The 17,737-nt window shown below is 65.9% G+C and carries 14 protein-coding genes; 5 read left to right on the forward strand and 9 right to left on the reverse strand.

Translation table 11 applies throughout. The annotated features are described in order from the left end of the window. From BO221_RS43435 to BO221_RS43455, 6 genes are all read right to left on the reverse strand, one after another. A complete protein-coding gene (locus BO221_RS43435; protein WP_073566796.1) occupies window positions 1-705 on the reverse strand; it encodes a metallophosphoesterase in 705 nt (234 codons plus the stop codon). Then, entirely contained in the window at window positions 689-1,363 is a 675-nt protein-coding gene (locus BO221_RS43440) for a hypothetical protein (protein WP_369866052.1), read from the reverse strand. The genes BO221_RS43435 and BO221_RS43440 overlap by 17 nt, the downstream gene beginning before the upstream one ends. 118 nt (window positions 1,364-1,481) lie before the next feature. Beyond that, entirely contained in the window at window positions 1,482-1,613 is a 132-nt protein-coding gene (locus tag BO221_RS57165) for a hypothetical protein (protein ID WP_255408530.1), read from the reverse strand. A 54-nt stretch (window positions 1,614-1,667) separates the two neighbouring features. Beyond that, window positions 1,668-2,708: a hypothetical protein gene (locus tag BO221_RS43445; protein ID WP_073566797.1), complete on the reverse strand. Its 1,041-nt coding sequence runs from the start codon at window positions 2,706-2,708 to the stop codon at window positions 1,668-1,670. After that, the gene (locus BO221_RS43450; protein WP_073566798.1) at window positions 2,689-5,313 is read right to left on the reverse strand and encodes a hypothetical protein; all 2,625 of its coding nucleotides are present in this window, start codon (window positions 5,311-5,313) and stop codon (window positions 2,689-2,691) included. Before BO221_RS43450 ends, BO221_RS43445 begins: the two co-directional genes overlap by 20 nt. Before the next feature lie 59 nt (window positions 5,314-5,372). After that, the gene (locus BO221_RS43455) at window positions 5,373-10,379 is read right to left on the reverse strand and encodes a hypothetical protein (RefSeq protein ID WP_143196024.1); all 5,007 of its coding nucleotides are present in this window, start codon (window positions 10,377-10,379) and stop codon (window positions 5,373-5,375) included. 222 nt (window positions 10,380-10,601) lie between these two features. On the opposite strand from BO221_RS43455, the gene BO221_RS57740 reads away from it, so the two are divergent. Further along, window positions 10,602-10,745 carry a helix-turn-helix domain-containing protein gene (locus tag BO221_RS57740; RefSeq protein WP_083682351.1) on the forward strand — a complete coding sequence of 48 codons (144 nt, stop codon included), beginning with the start codon at window positions 10,602-10,604 and terminating at the stop codon, window positions 10,743-10,745. Between the two features lie 268 nt (window positions 10,746-11,013). Here the strand turns inward: BO221_RS57740 and BO221_RS57745 are convergent, their stop codons facing one another. The 3 genes from BO221_RS57745 to BO221_RS43475 all read right to left on the reverse strand — a co-directional run bounded on the left by BO221_RS57745 (window position 11,014) and on the right by BO221_RS43475 (window position 13,586). Then, window positions 11,014-11,421, reverse strand: coding sequence for a transposase zinc-binding domain-containing protein (locus BO221_RS57745; RefSeq protein ID WP_158080020.1), 408 nt, complete (start codon window positions 11,419-11,421; stop codon window positions 11,014-11,016). 619 nt (window positions 11,422-12,040) lie between these two features. After that, window positions 12,041-12,745 carry a metallophosphoesterase gene (locus tag BO221_RS43470; protein ID WP_073566801.1) on the reverse strand — a complete coding sequence of 235 codons (705 nt, stop codon included), beginning with the start codon at window positions 12,743-12,745 and terminating at the stop codon, window positions 12,041-12,043. Then, window positions 12,729-13,586, reverse strand: coding sequence for a nucleotidyltransferase (locus BO221_RS43475; protein ID WP_073566802.1), 858 nt, complete (start codon window positions 13,584-13,586; stop codon window positions 12,729-12,731). Before BO221_RS43475 ends, BO221_RS43470 begins: the two co-directional genes overlap by 17 nt. Window positions 13,587-13,796: 210 nt before the next feature. Here BO221_RS43475 and BO221_RS43480 point away from each other — a divergent pair, with 210 nt between their 5' ends. From BO221_RS43480 to BO221_RS43495, 4 genes are read left to right on the forward strand one after another with little or no spacing between them, the layout of a single operon-like run. Next, window positions 13,797-14,795: a hypothetical protein gene (locus tag BO221_RS43480; RefSeq protein ID WP_083682378.1), complete on the forward strand. Its 999-nt coding sequence runs from the start codon at window positions 13,797-13,799 to the stop codon at window positions 14,793-14,795. 52 nt (window positions 14,796-14,847) lie between these two features. Further along, window positions 14,848-15,384, forward strand: a complete 537-nt coding sequence (locus BO221_RS43485; RefSeq protein ID WP_233166519.1) for an RNA polymerase sigma factor — start codon at window positions 14,848-14,850, stop codon at window positions 15,382-15,384. Further along, window positions 15,381-16,130 (forward strand): anti-sigma factor, encoded by a 750-nt coding sequence (locus BO221_RS43490; protein WP_073566803.1) that lies wholly within the window; start codon window positions 15,381-15,383, stop codon window positions 16,128-16,130. Before BO221_RS43485 ends, BO221_RS43490 begins: the two co-directional genes overlap by 4 nt. Next, entirely contained in the window at window positions 16,127-17,728 is a 1,602-nt protein-coding gene (locus tag BO221_RS43495) for a caspase family protein (RefSeq protein ID WP_073566804.1), read from the forward strand. Before BO221_RS43490 ends, BO221_RS43495 begins: the two co-directional genes overlap by 4 nt. Window positions 17,729-17,737 lie beyond the last annotated feature (9 nt).

Here is a 17,737-nt window from a genome sequence, read left to right on the forward strand (position 1 = left end):
TCACACCTCGAGCAGCATGAAGCGCTGGTCTGGGTGCATCTTCGTCATGAGCGGCATCGCCACGTTGTAGACGGGAATGCCGCTCTTCGTCTTTCCGGCGTGCGCGCCATGGTGCGCGTGTCCGTGGAAGACGGCCTCCGCCCCATAGTGGTCCACCGGCATCGCCAGGCGGCTCGTCCCGAGGAAGGGGCGGATCTCGATGTTCTCCCCTTCCAGCGTCTCCGGCACCGGGGCGTAGTGCATGATGACCACCTTCTTCGGCGTATCCAGGTGGCTGAGCGCCGCCTCCAGCTTCAGCGACTCGTGCACCGCCTCCTGCACGAAGGACTTCGTCTGCCCTTCGCCGAAAGCCTGCAACGTGGCGTTGCCGAAGCCTCCGCCGAAGCCCTTCACCCCCGCCACCCCCAGCACCTTCTCGAAGATGAAGTGGTCCCCATCGAGGATGTGGACACCCACCCTCGCCAGCTCGCCGCAGATCTCCTTGGCCTGGTTGTGCTCGTAGTCATGGTTGCCGAGCACCGCCGCCACCGGCACCCGCAGTGCCGACAGCTCCTCGGCGAGCACCTTGCCCTCCTCCACCATGCCCCGGTCCGTCAGATCTCCACACAGCAGCAGCACGTCCGCTTCCGCGTTGATCTGCTTGACGAGCTGACGGAAGCGGCCGTGTTGATCCTCGCGGCAGTGCAGGTCACCGACCGCCGCCAAGCGTATTTTCGAGTTCGCGTCCCGCGCCACGTGCCTCCCCCTTCCCTCGATCTCGTTCATCCCAGGACCGGCCATCGCCGTAGCCCCAGTGATGGATGTCCACCGCGTAGTTCACCCGCGAGATGAGATTCCCGCGGCACAGCCGCTCGTCCCAGTTGCCTTCCTTGAGCGTGTCCAGCGTGCGCGACATCAACTCCGTCATCAGCCACGTGGGCACCAGGTCCCGCTCGCACGGATAGGCGAAGCGGAACATCATCAGGTGGCTGAGCAGCACCTCCCAGTACCGGTCGAAGCGCCGCAGCAGCCGCTCCCAGTCCATGCTCCTCCCCATCTTGAGGATGAGGTGGTTGATGTCCGCGCCGTCGTAGCGCTCGCGCTCGTTCACGAAGGCCTTGGACCAGATGGTCTCCTCGGCCGGCGAGATGAGGCACTGGTGGCCGAAGACGGTGGCCGTCCGCGCATGGACGAACCACTCGTCGTCCACCGTGGCCACGCCGTTGCCCGAGGAGAAGATGAAGTCCACGAAGTACTCGCCCTTGTAGGCCTTGTAGATCCACACCTCGTCCGCGCGCTCACACCTCACGCGGACGAACATGTCGAAATCGAACGTCCTCCTGAGCAATTCCACCTGGTCCACTCGCGGCGTCCTCTCCTTCAGAGGCGCCTTCCTGGCCGCTGCTTGGGGAGCCACGCTCGCCTCCTCCGCACTTGCCGCACCTGCTTGGGGAGCGTTACGCTCGCCTCCTCCTCTCCTGCTTGGGGAACCGCAGCATGCCTCAGGAGCGCGGCAGGGCGTGGAAGCCGCGTCCCGTGAGCGTCCACCCCTGTCCCACGTTGGATTGCGTCGAATAGTAGAACCGCACGCCAGTTCCGTTCGCCTGGACCGCGTAGTATTGATAGACGGGCACCGTCCCCGGCTGCGCGGAGTGGTGGTGGACTGAGCGCCTCCTCTTTTTTGCCACCTACACGCCGGGCAGGGGCACCAGCAGATTGAAATGCCCGACCACCAGCCAGTTGTTGCCAGGCAGGGCAACCCGGTCGACCTCATAGGCTGTGCCCTGGTTCTCTCGCGGGGAATCTCGCAGGGCCTCCTGGAAGGCCGCTCTCGCGTTCTCCTTCAACAACAGGTTGAGCCACGCCGCTATCATGAATCCGCTCCCCGTGGACAGCATGTCGGCGAGGGTGACGGCGGTCTGACGGCTCATGATCAACGAGAAATCCGTACTGTCTGGAACCGGTTCGTTGACGTGGAGGGTCATGCTCAACGACGGAGGGTCTGGCTGCGCCGACAGGAAGAGCTGCAGTACGCGCTTGCCGCTGTTGGTTTCCAGCGTGTTGAGCTTGAATGAGGTGAAGAGGGACGGCAGCGACTTGAAGAGCTTTCCCGGGAGTTTGGCCACCTGGTAGCTGGCATTGTGGCTGGCGAAGTAGGTTCTCAATTCGCGTTGCAGGCGGTCGTTATCCTGGACTTCCGCGAAGGCTGGCGAGTTGAAACTCCCGCTGGGGAAGTCCATGACCACAGCGATGCCATCGGCGAGGCCTACCATCTGGCCTTCGACAATCGACATGGGGACAAGCGCGGCGAACCGGCTGCTGCCCAGCTCCGTCGTCTTCCAGCGGATAGCGGCGGCGTCCGCGTTGGCGTCACGGGCGGGGACGAATCCCTCAGCCACCACCTGGCTGCCGAGGCGCAGCTGCCCCGTCGCCTCGAACTCGATGTTGGCCATGCCGGGATGGGCGGGGGGAAAGTGGAACTCCGGCTCCTGCAGGACGATGTCCACGACCGTGTAGAGGGCGAGCTGGCCCTCGCCGTCTGGGTTGGGCAATGCCTGGCAATAGGAGATAGCCACATGCATCCTCCAGGCCCAGAAATCGACGGCAGGGAGATTCATGATGTGGGCAATCGGCTTCGCAACAAGGTTGATCACCAGGTCCCAGCCGTTCAGCACCTCCTGATTCTGCTGCATCTGGGCGATCAGGTTGTCAATCGTGTCGCTGGACATTCGCGTCTCTTCGCTCGTTGAGTTCGTTGCCCTGGGCCTCGACGGTCCAGACCATAGCGGACAGCCCGCCCGCGAGCCGCTCACCAGCGCGCCCCAGGGCGGCCTCCTGAAGCCTCCTCAGATGCGCCAGGACCACCAGGATCCGGCTGTGCTCGTAGGCCAGACGTGCCGGCGCTGAGTCGGCATCCACGGGACGGGTATCCGCCGCTTCCAGCGCTCTCGCGGTGAGCGCGAGGACTTGCGCTTCGGCCAGGCGATGGCGGGCGGCCAGCCAGTCCCGCCCCAGTGCCACCATCAGGCCCAGCGCTTCGGCCGCTGGCTGGGGCAAGGTGGCCTGCACAGCCCCAACGGCTTGACCGAACTCCACCCAGTTCTCTTTTCCAGGCAGGCCGGCGCCGGCCTGTGCCGCATCCAGCGCCTCGGCGCTTTGCCGCAGGGCGAGCTCGCTGCCATCGGTCGCTAGACAGTCGAGCGCGTCGAACAGGCCCACCAGCGCCTGGCACTTGCGAGCATGCCGACGCAGGATCGCCTCGGGTAGCCCTTGCGCGGAAGGTTCAGCCGAGGCGGGCTCGGCACCGCCGGCAAAAGCCTGGACGATGATCGCAACCCAGGGCGACGGGGCAGCGAGTGCCGATAGCACCTGCCGCAGGGACTGCTCGGCCTGGCGGACCTCGGCGGCGGCGCTCCGGCCCAGCGCCACCAGCATCCGGCCGTGGATGTCCTCCAGGCGCCGCCGGTAGCTGGCCAGGATCGCCTGTTCATCGCGCTGGGCCTCGGCCAGCACTTGCCGCACCGCTGGCCCGGCATCGGCAGCCAACGCCTGTCTCATCAGCATGCGGAGCCGCGGACGGGAGTGGCGGAGCAGCGCCTCGAGCTCGGTAGCGGCGTTGATCAACTCGGCGGCGTCGTCCCGCAGGTCGGCATGGCACAGGGCGGGAGCTCCGCCGCGCCTGGCGTCGTCATCCGCCAGCACGCTGGCGAGCAGGCGCGCCACCACAGCGACAGGGGCCACCTGCCCTGCACTGGCCGACAGTCGCGCCAGACGGTCGAGATGGGCCAGCAGCAGGTCTCGCGCCTCCGGCTCCACCATGTCGGCGGCCGCCGCCACGGTCGGCAGAAGCCGCTCGAGGAGGGGAATCAGCCGACAGGGGGCCTCGGGCGCGAGGGTGTGCAGGTCGCCTCGCGACATGACCCCCCTGCGGCCGGTCTCGGGGGAGGGCGGGCCATCGGCATAGCGCAGGCCGTCCACGACCACCTCGCGACGGCCCGTGCCATCGACCAGGACCAACGCCCCCTCCATGAACTCGGCCGTCAGCACGAGCGCGTCGAAGCCCTCTCCCGGCACCTCCAGGATCGCGGCACTGGCGGTGTTGCGCGGAGCGTCGATGATCTGGGGAGCCAGGGTGACGGGCGAAGCCGGCAGAACGATGCGGCCCCCCGCGGACAGGTCGAGCACTGGCGCGGCGAGGACCGGGTCGCTCCCGCTGCTGGGGCCATTGGCCGCATCCGGGAACACCTCTGACCATGGCCGCTCGACCAGGCGGGGTAGCGGCAGGGCGATGGTAGCGCCGAACTTCTGGAACAGCGCGCCCTTGAGCACGCGGCGGAAGGACAACGCGCGGAAGTGCTCCATGAAACGGTCGAGGGAGGTCAGCTCCAAGGCCACCGGCACGATGCGCTTGAACCGCGACAGCAGCTCGTCCGCTCGCCCAGGCTGGCGGTGGAAGGGGGTGAACAAGCTGTCTCCGCCCAGACGCTCGTCATGCCACAGGCCCAGGCGGCAGCTCTCGGCGAGGGCGGGATCCCGGCTATGGCTGACCAGCCGTCCCGCCTGGGCGCCCGCTCCCGGTCGCGCGTAATAGGCGAAATCCAGCGCTTCATAACCGGTGATGGAACCGCCGCGGTCCTGGACGGCCCGAGCCGCGGCTGCGACCTCGGCGAAGGCAGCGCGGTCATAGACGAAGACCTGGAGCAGGATTTCTCCGACGGTGACGCTGGAGACGAAGTGGGTGCCGAACTCGCGGCAGAACTCCAGGCAGCGGGCCGCCTGAGCGCCGCCCACCACCGAGTCATAGGCGGCACCCGCGAAGCGCCGCCTGCCGGGACGCAGACGCAGCATCGCCTTCCTGCCTTCGCGGGTGAGGTGGCGCATGCGGCTGAACATCACGGTGTTGTTCTCGACCGTCACCTCATGGTCGGCACGGCCGGTGACGCGGCGCAGCCGGGCCAGCATGTAGCCACGGTCACCCGTCAGGTCGATGCCGAGCCGTTCGCCCAACTCGGCCAGCACCCCCCCGCGATCGGTATCGCCCAGCAGCAGCTCGCCCGAGGGCAGTTGGAACGGTTGGCCCTCCCGCCGAATCGGAATGACGCGACAGTCGTACAGGGCCGTCACCAGGCTCTCGCGGTCGTCGTGCAGCGTGAGCTCGGGAAAGCCCCAGCCGTCATCGGCACGGGCGACGATGGCGGCGTCGCAAGTCTCCAAGGGCGCCCGCGGTGGCGCGTAGAGCGGTGAACTGTCGCCATTCGATGGGTCCCAGCCCGGCCGGAAGCCGAAGAGCAGGTTCGCCGCGGTTCCAAGACACAGGGAGGGGGGGATGGCCATCCGTTGCCTCATCTGGGACCGGCGCGCTGCCCTCAGGGCCGCGCGCCGGCAGGGTGGTTCTATGACGCGTCGGAAGCGAAAGTGCCCAGGACCAGCAGATCGCCGGGGAGGTAGCACTCCTTGGTCTGGATGAGCGTCTTCGCCGGGAACAGCAGGTTGTAGAGCGCGAAAAGCGAGATCGCCTTGAACTCGACGCCCGCCATCTGCTTGGCCAGAGCCTGCGGCACACTCTTCGCCATGGTATTGATCACCTGGAGCTTGAGGTCGTTGTCGTTACACTCGCAGGGGCCGGTGGGCTTGATGTCGGTGTTGTCCACATTGACCTCCGGAGGCGCGCTGGCGATCTGAATGAACTGGTTCTTACCTTCGCCGCCGGTGGTGATGGCATAGGTGCCTGTCATATTGAGGTTGACATCGACGCTGCTCGAGCGCCAGCCCGTCCAATAGTATCCTCCTCGTGGGTTCTTCATCTGCGTCCGGTACTCGAAGCCGACCGAGGGCTTGGCAATGAAGTGGAGATCCAGGCCCCCCTTCTCCCTGCGCTGGAACTTCAGCCCGGTGATGTCGGTGGTGAGGTCGTTGGATGAGCTTGAAAGGCGGAACTTATCATAGTCCTTCCCCCAATCGATGCGGCTCGTGACGCTCCCCTTCGAGATCTTGGCGCTATAGGCCTTGAAGTCTGGCCCCGGATTCACCGCCTCGACCGCCAGGTTTCCGGCTTGGTTGAAGCTGTGTACGAAGATGTCCTCGAACATGATCTTCGTGTTGATCATCAGCGAGTTCTCGTAACCATCGGGGATCGGTTCGTTCACGTCGATGGTCAGGTTGTTCTGCTGCTTGCCCGAAGTGGTGATGAACAGCTGGAGGATCTGCTTCTTGCTATTGGTGCCGAGCACGTTCAGCCTGAAGCTGCTGGGCCGCAGGGATGGCAACGTGGTCTTGTCATCGAACACGACGGTGTTGATGATGTATTTGCGCTCGGTGGTCTGGAAATAAGCCGACAGCCGGTTGTTCAACTCGGCGTTGTCGGTATCCACCTTGATGTTCTGGGCGATGACGGTGCCCTTGGCGAAATCCAGCACCACCGAATGGGTGTTGGTGCTGCCGTCGCGGCTCTGCACCAGGCCGTTGACCACGGTGATCGGCACCGAGAAATTCAGGCTCGGATTGCCGTCAAGGGGCAAGTCGGTGTGCCTCCACTTGATCCCGGGATCGGACAGGTTGCAATTCTTCGCTGGGTCCCAGTCATTTCCCACCTTCAGAGCGCCTTTGTCCAAGGAGCCCTTGAGAATCTTCTGGGTCATGGCGACATAGGCGCTGTTGTTTTGCTGGAACTGCACCAGCGGTGGCCCCAGGGTGATGTTGAAGCGGGTGTAGGCAGCGATCTGTCCCTCGCCCTCAGGATTGAGGAACGTCTGACAGAAGCCGACAGTGATGACTTCCTCTTCTTGCGGTCCGACCTTCTTCTTGAACTGCTCTTTGATGAAGTCATTGACCCTGTCCTCGAGCATGTTGAGGACCACGTCCCACCCCTTGAGCACAGCCTGGTTCTGGTACATCTGCTCCAGCAGGCGCTCCCGGGTGGCTGTGCTGGGAGCGTCGGCCAGGAGCGGGCTGTCGGCGGCCAGCAGCGAGGAATGCGGCGCGCGCATCGCTCGCAGTGCGGCGGAATCGACCAGCCGCGCGGTGATGCTGAACGTCAGCACGATGTCCACCGTCGGACCGGAGAAGGTCAGGCCCTTGTTGATGCTGGTGGGGGGCAGGCTGACCTGCCAGGTCGAAAACGGCGTGAAGGCAGTGAGTTTGTCGTTGAGTGTACTGGTCTGGTCACCGAACCGTGCCTGGCCGCTGGCGATGTCGTAGTTGTAAGGGCCCAGATGTCGCTCAACGGTGTTGAAGGTAATGAGCTGGCGGTTGGCATCTCGGTCCAGGAAGGGATCGCCCCGATAGGTGACGTTCAGCAGGTATTCCCCGCTGGCCGAGCCGCTGATGCCCTCGACCGACGCCACCACCTTGGTGACCCGCACCATGGTGTATCTGAAGAACTCGGTGGCGCTCGGCTGGATGACGAACTCGTAGACGCCGCCATTCTTGAGCTCCGACACCGGCACGCCGACGATGCGGTACTGGATGGGCTGGCTCACCGGCAAGGGCGGCGGATTGAGCTGCTCCAGCGCGGTGACGATGCTGTCCTTCTGCAGCCGCATCACCGTCTTCAGGCTGTTCAGGTCGAACTGTTTGATCGCCGTCGGTTGGCCCAGATATTCGTACTGCACGGCGGCATCCTGGATGGCCAGGGTCCGTGCGAGCACCGCCAGTACCTGATTGAGCTGATACTGAACCTGGCCGGTCAGCCCGATCAGATCGATGCGGGCGGTCTCGGGCTTTGAGGTGTCACCGAGATGCAGGGCCTTGGTGAGGTCGTCGACTCGCTTCGCCTGGGCCTGGTTGATCTGCCGCAGGCGCAGGTTGTAGTAGATGTCGGTGAGCAACTGGCGCTGCTTGCCGCGCGCATCCACCCAGGCCTGGCCGCGTAGCACCAGGATCTTGAACGCGGCCACCAGATCGGCCTTGGCCTGCTGCACCCCCGGATCGTTGGGCACGGTGGTCAGCGCGCTGTCCATGTTGATGCTGAATTCAGACCATTCGCGCGAGCTCGGCATATCGACGTCGCTGCTCAGTTGCGACAGCGTGCGCGAGACGCCCTGCATAGTGCGGATTTGGGTCTCGATGCCCTGCTCGATCTTGGCCAGGATGCTCAGTACGTTCAACACCTTCTGGATCTTCTGCGCGGTCTGGCCCAGGCTGGCCACCGCCTTGAGCTCGCTGGAAGGAGCGGCAATGGCCGCTCCCAGTGAGAACACGTCGACGGCCAGCTGCAGGCAGAACTTGGCCACCTGCTCTTTTTCCCAAGTGGCGAGGGCCTGCTTGAACGAGGCCACGGCGGATTTGACCTCCGCTTGCTGGGTTTGCAGCTGGGTTTGCAGCTGGGCAATGTCGACGACACTCTTGTCGAATTCCTGCTGCTTCTTCGTGACGATGTCGTCGTAATAGCCCGCCATGTCCTGCTGATTCTGTGCCACCGCGCTGAAGTAGTCGGTCAGCAGCTTGCCGGTCTTCTTGATGTTGTCGTTGAGATCTTCGATGCCCTTGGCCAGGAGCTCGGTTTGCTTGCGCTCCCTGATCTCCCGTTGGAAGTCGCGGATTTGATCGGACAGGCTGTCGGCACTGGCGATCAGCGACTCCACATAGCTTTGATAGGAGGCATAGCGCAGATAGCTGACGGTGACACCCTCGGCGTTCAGGTTGCCGGCGATGCGAGCCAGATAGAGTGCCTGCATCTGAATGCCGGCCAGCTCGGCGTCGTCCAACTCCTCGGGAATGAGGCCAGCCAGCCAGTAGAGGTAGGCTCTCGCCAGAGTCTCGGCGAACTGGGCGTTGGTGCCACGGGCGTAGAGTCGCGTCTCGGCGGAGACCAGCGAGAATTGCATGCTGGTGGTCAGGGACTTCAAGACTGGGAGGCTCGGCCTGGCGTGGATGTCGGACAGCAATTTGACGGTCGCTCGTCCCGTTGCCGCGTCAGGGTCGCCGAAGGCGAACAGGAAGCCGTCCATCACGGTGCGCCGGGCACCGGCTGCCCGCCCGGTCACCATCAGCACACCAATCATCCGGCCGCAGGTCAGCACCAGGTTCTTGAACCCGGCATCGCTGAGTTGCAGCACGGGGACGGTGTCACTGGCGGAGGTGTCGATGAGGTAGCTGACCAGGGTGATGGTGCTGCCAGGAAGCACGATGGGCGCCTCGCCGGTTGCCTGCAGCACCTGACTGAAGGTCGAAAACGTCGAGACTTCATCGACGTTGCTCATCTGGATCCGGCGCAGATCCAAATAGTCCTGATAGACATTGACGGTGGGCGTCAGGATGGTCGACAGCCAGTCGGTATTGTCGCCGAAGACGGCGCTCCAGAGGGCCGGCGCCTTGACCTTGAAGGGCACCCGCACCGCCGAGCCGTATTTCTGTACCAAAGCACCGTCGAACAGTCGCGCCCAGACTTGGCCACGGTAGGACGCGTTGGTCAATGGGATCAGCGCGGCCAACGGCTTCAAGTCGAAGGCGACCGGTACGACCTGTCGGAACTGGGTGAGGATGGCGTTCGGTTTGCCAGGCCGGACAAAGGGCATGAAGATGCTGTCGCCGCCGACATAGCTTTCATCCCGCCACTGGCCCTTGGCCAGTGATGCCGCCAGCAGCGGGTCACGGCTCCAGGCCAGCACCTTGCCCGCCGCCGCGGTATAGCCATAGGGGTGACCAGTGGCCGAACTGGCCGGGGTTGTGTAGTACTGGTAGTTGAGGGCATCCAAGCCGCCCACTTCGCCAAGGGTGTTCTTGTCGTGGTCGAACGCCTTCTTCAACTCGGCGAAGGCGGGGGCCTCGTAGGCGAAGACCTGCCAGATCATATCGCCGAACTGGATGCGCGACACGAAATGAGTGCCATGGCGATAGAAGGAGGCGACATAGGCCTGGGCCTCGGCGCTAGTCAGCGAACCGTCCTGGGGCGCCGTGGCCTGTCCCGCCGCCAGCGCGGCATAAGCCGCGCGGGCTTCCGCCGTCAGATACTCGCCGCGATCCTTGGCGCCAAAATTGGAAACGTATTCGTGGGTGGCCGCGCTGGTCAGGCGCCGGAGTCGCACCAGCATGTACGAATACGACTTGGTCAGGTCGATGCCCAGCGCACCGCTCAGGGCGGAAAGTGTCGCAAAGCGGTCGAGATCTTCCAGCACAAGCGCACCTGACGGCACCGAATAGTCCGTGGCGTTGGGCTGGAAGGACAGCACGTTATAACCGTACAAGCGGCTGATCAGGCTGGTGACATCGTCATGCAGGGTGACCAGAGGAAGGTCCCAGGCCGAACCGTTGTCGCTGGGAGTCACTTCCGTGGTTTCGGTGGGCTGAGCCAACGGGGCATGGAACGGCAAGGCCGTTACGTCCACAGGGTTCCAAAGCGGCTGAAAGCCGAACAACAGGTTGGCTGCAGCACCCAGGCGCAGCGTTGAAACTGTGGTCATGGCACGTCCCTTGGTGTCCGGTCACGAGTGAGGCTTGGAGGTTCGTTCACTGGCTGTGGACTCATATTACACCTAATACGACCCGGTCACTTCCCCAGGGGCATTACGAAACTTCGAGGGGAAATCCTCCTCGGAGAGCATCCGAAATGACCGAGTAGTACTAATGGGCTTCAGGAAGTTAGGTGAAGAAGGAGGCGTTGAAGCCAGAGGAGGCTATCTCCCATGGCTTGGCGGCCCAAGAAGCTGACGACGGAGCAGCGCGAAGAGCGGAGGATGGCGGCAGCACGCCTGCTTCGCTCTGGCTGGTCGCAGGCACAGATCGCGCAGGAACTGGGAGTAAGAGCGCCTAACAAAAATCTGGTTTGAGGGGCGTGGCCCCTCGGGCGGGAGAGCCCAACCCTTACTTTTGTTAGGCGCTCAAGCCCCGCGGCCATATGCACGTGGGCAGGCTTGTTGAAGACCCGGGGTCGGAGCGGCCTGATGGCTCGTCCGCGTCCTGGGCGCCACGCGCGCCTGAGCCCAGAGCAGTGGGCATAGTCACGGCGCGGTGCAGGCTGTCGTCGCCCGCGGGCTCTCCCGGCGGTGCCACCTTGCGGATTTGCTCGTCCCACTCGAAGCGAGAGAGGCCCCGGTGTTACTGGGGCGCAGGTGGGGCGAGTTGCACCGGCTCTCCCAGCAAGAAGAGCAGGCGCTTCGCCTCATCATCAATGCGCACGTGAGGCCCCAGAAAGCCCACAGACGCCCAGGGCCAGCGCATGGCCGCCAGCTCACGTGTGTTGATGACGTGCGGCAGCACCCGCTCCACCAGGTGCGCCGCCGTCACATGCGCCCGCTTCGCATTGCAGGACGGGCATACCCCTCGTCCCTTGCACGAGAAGGCGACGAGAAGCTCGTCCTTGCAACTCTCACAGCGCACCCGCGCGAAGCCGTGCGCCAACACTCCACACTCCAGGTACCGGGCGAAGTCCCGCTCCACGTACTGGGGCAGGCCGCGCCCCAGCTCGCTCGCCTCCGCCAGCAGCGTGGCAAGGTTGTCCCTCACCGCCGCATACAACACTGTCCCCTCCGGCCGCCTCCGCCGGTACTCCCACCCGTGCGCCCCCACCAGCCCCTCCCCAGCCACACCTCGCCAGGGCACACGCTACCGCCAGGCTCCCACAAAACTCCGCCAGGCTCACTCTGGGAGCGCCAAGCGGCGGGTTCGATTCCCGCCGCCTCCACTAGAAGTTACCCGCCGCTTCGTGCTCCCTGGGGTCCAAATAAGGACCAAAACGGAGCGTACGACGTGGGCAACAACCGGCGCGTGGAAGTGTTCCGCGAGCCGCGCCCAGCGGGCGCACTCAAGAGGGAGGCTGACGAGGCACGGGCAGAAGCGCACCAGTGTCAGGAGGACAAGGAGCGGTTCCTGGCCGAGCGCAGAGAGCCCGGCGGGCGCATGGGGGTCTCATGGCTGGAGTGTGGAGGAGTGCTTCAACTTCAACTCGCAAACCCTGGCGCCGAACCTTGGACAGTCGCGGGGGCGGTGTTGAAGAAATCGACGGGCGCAGCGGACAGCAATCTTGAAGAAGATGGGCTTGGACTCCATCCGCTCCAGGTTGTCTCCCATGAGGGAAAAACCCAGCCGAGTGCCGACCGCAGTCGGCACTCCCCGAGTCTCTACCTCACACCTCGAGCAGCATGAAGCGCTGGTCTGGGTGCATCTTCGTCATGAGCGGCATCGCCACGTTGTAGACGGGAATGCCGCTCTTCGTCTTTCCGGCGTGCGCGCCGTGGTGTGCGTGCCCGTGGAAGACGGCCTCGGCACCATAGTGGTCCACCGGCATCGCCAGGCGGCTCGTCCCGAGGAAGGGGCGGATCTCGATGTTCTCCCCTTCCAGCGTCTCCGGCACCGGGGCGTAGTGCATGATGACCACCTTCTTCGGCGTATCCAGGTGGCTGAGTGCCGCCTCCAGCTTCAGTGACTCTTGCACCGCCTCCTGCACGAAGGCCTTCGTCTGCCCCTCGCCGAAGGCCTGCAGCGTCGCGTTGCCGAAGCCTCCGCCGAAGCCTTTCACCCCCGCCACGCCCAGCACCTTCTCGAAGATGAAGTGGTCCCCATCGAGGATGTGGACGCCCACCCTCGCCAACTCGCCGCAGATCTCCTTGGCATTGTTGTGCTCGTAGTCATGGTTGCCGAGCACCGCCGCCACCGGCACCCGCAGCGCCGACAACTCCTCGGCGAGCACCTTCCCCTCCTCCACCATGCCCCGGTCCGTCAGATCCCCACACAGCAGCAGCACGTCCGCTTCCGCGTTGATCTGCTTGACGAGCTGACGGAAGCGGCCGTGTTGATCCTCGCGGCAGTGCAGGTCACCTACCGCCGCCAAGCGTATTTTCGAGTTCGCGTCCCGCGCCACGTGCCTCCCCCTTCTCTCGATCTCGTTCATCCCAGGACCGGCCATCGCCGTAGCCCCAGTGATGGATGTCCACCGCGTAGTTCACCCGCGAGATGAGATTCCCGCGGCACAGCCGCTCGTCCCAGTTGCCTTCCTTGAGCGTGTCCAGCGTGCGCGACATCAACTCCGTCATCAGCCACGTGGGCACCAGGTCCCGCTCGCACGGGTAGGCGAAGCGGAACATCATCAGGTGGCTGAGCAGCACCTCCCAGTACCGGTCGAAGCGCCGCAGCAGCCGCTCCCAGTCCATGCTCCTCCCCATCTTGAGGATGAGGTGGTTGATGTCCGCGCCGTCGTAGCGCTCGCGCTCGTTCACGAAGGCCTTGGACCAGATGGTCTCCTCGGCCGGCGAGATGAGGCATTGGTGGCCGAAGACGGTGGCCGTCCGCGCGTGGACGAACCACTCGTCGTCCACCGTGGCCACGCCGTTGCCCGAGGAGAAGATGAAGTCCACGAAGTACTCGCCCTTGTAGGCCTTGTAGATCCACACCTCGTCCGCGCGCTCGGTGCGCCAGCCGTCCTTCTCCAGCTCCACCAGCGCCCGTTCCGCGTCCCGTTTCCTCGGAAAGAGGTCCAGGTCCTTGGTGTCGCGGTAGATGCCCGTATAGGTGGAGTAGGCGTAGGCGCCGCCGACCAGGAACGGCACGCCGGCGTCCAGCAACACCTCGATGGCCCGGCCACGGGCGTTGATCTCGTCCGATGTCCGGCTCCGCTCGGCGAGCGAGGCGTCGATTCCCATCTCCCCGGGGTGGTTGGGGTGTCGCTTTTCCATGCGGCAAACCTAGGAACGGGTCCTTTTTCTCGTCGGAGCCCCCGTCCGGTATGCCTGGAGGGCAACCAAGGGACTTCCAACCCATCGGAATCCTTGAGGTTCTCACCCGCGAGAAATCGCCTTTTCTGTTTTTGGACCCTGCTGTGTCCCTACGGGCAGATGAGCCGCACCGGTCACGAGGACCGGGCGGGCAACCGAGAGGGAATGACCATGACGCTGCGCAAGAGCCTGCTGATCTCCGCCCTGATGCTCGCTGGCTGTGGCCGGATGGACCGCGAGGAGGAGTTCCGCTCCGTACTGCCCACCAAGGAGATGGTGGAGGTGAAGACGCCGGAGAAGAGCGGCCAGGCACTCACGTCCGCGGAGGCCGTGCACGGCCAGGGCAAGGGCGACCTGAGCGAGTTCTACAAGCTGACCCGGGCCACGACCGTGATGGTGAACGGCGGCACGCTGTGGGTGCTGCGCCTGGTGGACCAGGTGACGAAGTACCCGCCCACCACCCTCACCGAGGACACGGCCGTGTGGGGCCCGCACACCGAGGCGCTCGCTCGCAACACCTGGAAGCTCACCGTGAAGAAGACGGGCGAGAACACCTACAGCTACACGGTGTCGGCCAAGGCGAAGGAGGCGCAGGACCCGGCCTTCGTGGACGTCATCACCGGCACGCATACCGCTGCGGTGGACGCGGCTGGCGAGCCCCTGAAGGGCTTCGGCAAGGGTGAGTTCACGCTGGACTGGGACAAGCAGGCGACGCTGCCCGAGCATGATGAGAACGTGGGCCGCTTCACCGTGAAGTACGCGCGCGAGGACGACACGAGCGCCGCCACGGTGGACGCGGCGTTCCGCCAGGTGCGCGACGAGAACGACACCAGCAAGCGCGTGGACGCGGACTACCGCTACGCCGCCACCCCCGCCCAGGGCGGCCAGTTCGACTTCAAGCTCGTCCAGGACTGGTACAAGGCGGAGGGCTCGGCCGCGAAGGAGACCCTCACCATCAAGAGCCGCTGGCTGGAGTCGGGGGCTGGCCGCTCGGATGTGGAGCTGTCGGGCGGGGACCTTGGCTCGAAGGAGGCCCACGTCAATGAGTGCTGGGACACCACCTTCGCCAGCCGCTTCCTGCGCGCCAGCTACGCCTTCCCCGAGGAGGTGCAGTACGGCATCGAGGCGAATGACTGCGCCTTCGCCACGGCGAGCTACTCCTCGTTGTGAGTCCTCGTTGTAAGCTCGCGGCCCTTCAACCCGCAGCGAGATGAGGCAGTTCGTGGCAGGAGTGACACCGGTCCTCAAGGGTATCGACGGCGGTCGGAAGGACCGGCGCACGGTCCTGCGCGAGCTGTACACGGCATATGGCGGCAGCGTGTATGGGCGTTGCCGCTACCTGTTGAAGGACGCCAGCAAGGCCGAGGACGCGATGCAGGAGGTGTTCGCCCGCGCCCTCACCCACGCGGAGGGCTTGCACAACGAGTCCTCGCCCCTGGCGTGGTTGATGAAGATCGCCACCCACCACTGCCTCAACCAGTTGCGCGCGGAGCGGGCGCCCTGGCGGCGCTGGTTCGAGCGGGACGAGCTGGCCAGGCCCGAAGGCGATGACGGGGCCCGGCGGCTGGAGACACGGGAGCTGGTGCGCTCGCTGCTGTCGCGGGTGGACGTGGAGACGCAGGCGGCGGTGGTGCACTACTGGGTGGACGGGATGACGCTGGAAGAAGTGGCCGCGATGTTGGGGCGCTCGGTGCCCACGGTGCGGAAGCGGCTGGAGCAGTTCGCCGCGCTGTCGAACGAGGAGCTGAAGGTCCCATGAGCGCGCACCTGTCGGAATGGACATTGCGGCGGCTGCACGCCGGAGAGCTTCCCGGCAAGGAGGCCGAGCAGGCCCGGGCCCACGTGTCCGGGTGCGCGGAGTGCCAGGAGCTCGTGAAGGGGCTCGAGGCGGACCAGGCCCGCTTCGAGGCCCAGGTTCCCTTCGAGCGTTTCGAGGCCGGCGTGGAGCGCGCCCTGAAGAAGCCGAAGACGCAGCCCTCGCGGCCCCTGCTCAATGGGGTCCTGGTGGCGATGGCGGCCTCGGTGCTGCTGGTGGTGCTCGTGCGGCCAATGCTCTCCCAGCCGCCCACCAACCGGCTCAAGGGCGGGGCCTCGGCGGAGTTGAGAGTCGGAGGAGGAGGACCGCAGCGCGGCGTCCTGCCGGGTGGCACCGAGGAACTGGAGCAGGACGAGAAGGTGCGGCTGGCCTACGTGTCCGGGCCGTACCGGTATGTGCTCGCGATGTCGGTGGACGCGGCTGGCGAGGTGTCGGATCTCTACGCCCAGGACGGGATGAGCCTCCCCGTGGAGGCGGGCCCCGGCCGGCACTGGCTCCCCGACAGCCTGGCGTTCACCGGCTCGGGCTACGAGCGCGTGGTGATGGTGCTCTCCGATCGGCCGTTGAGCGTGGAGGCGGTGCGGGAGTCGGCACGGAGCGCCTGGGAGGCGGCCGGCGGCAAGGTGGAGAACATGACCACGCTGGGCTCCGGCGGCGAGGAGACCCACTGGCTGCTGCGCAAGCCATGAGCCGCCTGTCCGGACAAGGCCTGGTGCTCGCCCTGGCGCTGGTGCTGGCGGCGGCCGTGCAAGCGCAACCGCTGCGGCGCTTCGCGCTGGTGGTGGGCAATGACGAGGGCGGCGCGGACACCCGGCCGCTGCGCTTCGCCCGGGACGACGCGCGCAAGATGCATGGGTTGCTGACGCGGCTGGGCGGCGTGGAATCCGGCGACGCGCGGCTGCTGCTGGACGAGGACGCCGGAGACTTCCTCCGGGCCCTGGCCGAGCTGGAATCGGGCTCCCGGACAGCGCGGGCCCGGGGCGAGCGCACCGCGCTCATCGTCTACTACTCGGGCCATGCGAAGGACGGCGCGCTCCGGCTGGGAGACAGCGCGCTGGACCTGGAGTCGCTCAAGCGCCGGCTGCTGGCGGCTCCCGCGGACATCCGCATCGCCATCCTGGACTCGTGCCGCTCCGGAGCGCTCACCCGGACGAAGGGAGCCCGGCGAGCACCGGCCTTCGCCATCGACTCGGGCGCCGCGCGCGAGGCCCGGGGGCTCGTCATCCTCACCTCCAGCTCGGCGGACGAGGATTCGCAGGAGTCGGACTTGCTGGGGGGCAGCTATTTCTCCCACCACCTGGGCAGCGGGCTGATGGGGGACGCGGATCGCTCGGGCGACGGGCAGGTGACGCTCTTCGAGGCGTACTCGCATGCCTACGCCCGCACCGTGGCGGACACCGCCGACAGCAGCGCCGGAGCCCAGCACCCCACCTTCAGCTACGACCTCGCCGGCAATGGCGACCTGGTGCTGACGGACCTGCGGGGACGTGACGAGGGCCTGGTGGTGCCTCGCACCGCTCCCGCGGGGGCCTACTACTTCGTGAACCCGGCCGGACTGGTGGTGGCGGAGCTGGACAAGGCCGTGGACGTCGAGCGGCGGCTCGCCCTGGCCCCGGGCCGGTACACGGTGAAGCGGCGGCTGGCGGACCGGCTGCGCGTGGGCGAGGCCGAGGTCCAGCGCGGACGCACCACGGTGCTCGACGAGTCGCGGCTGCATGATGCGCCCTTCTCGGATGATCCGGTGAAGGGCGTGGCGCCCCGCGAGCGCGCGCTGCGCACGTATTGGACGCTGGGGCTCACCGGCGGCTACCACTCCTTCTTCGATACGCCCACGCGCGAGAACCTCTTCCTCTCCACGCCGCTGCTCGGCCTGGAGGTGGGGCTGCACCACTACTTCCGGGAGAACTGGCGCTGGGACATCGACCTGGCGCTCGGCGCGCGGCAGGCCACGCTGGAGCTCCCCACCCTCTCGGGGCCGAGCTACCGCTACTCGCTGCTGAACGTGGGCACCTCGCTCGTGGCCGAGTGGCCCCTGGGCCGCGTCTCCCCTTTCGTGGGCCCCCGGCTGGCCTACCTCGTCATGGGCCGCGACTTCGAGGACGCGAGCCTCCCGGACCAGTTCTACGCCGTGTTCACGCCGGGCCTCGTGGGCGGCGTGCGCTGGCGGATGTCGGACCGCTTCGAGCTCACCGGGCGCGCCCGCCTCCACTACCTCCTCTATAACGTCGACGCACAGCGCTCCCTGGGCTACTGGGAGCTCGGAGCGCTCGTGACGTACCGCCTCTGACAGGGAGCG

This window comes from Archangium sp. Cb G35, from assembly GCF_001896145.1.
In the GTDB taxonomy this organism is placed as follows: domain Bacteria; phylum Myxococcota; class Myxococcia; order Myxococcales; family Myxococcaceae; genus Archangium; species Archangium violaceum.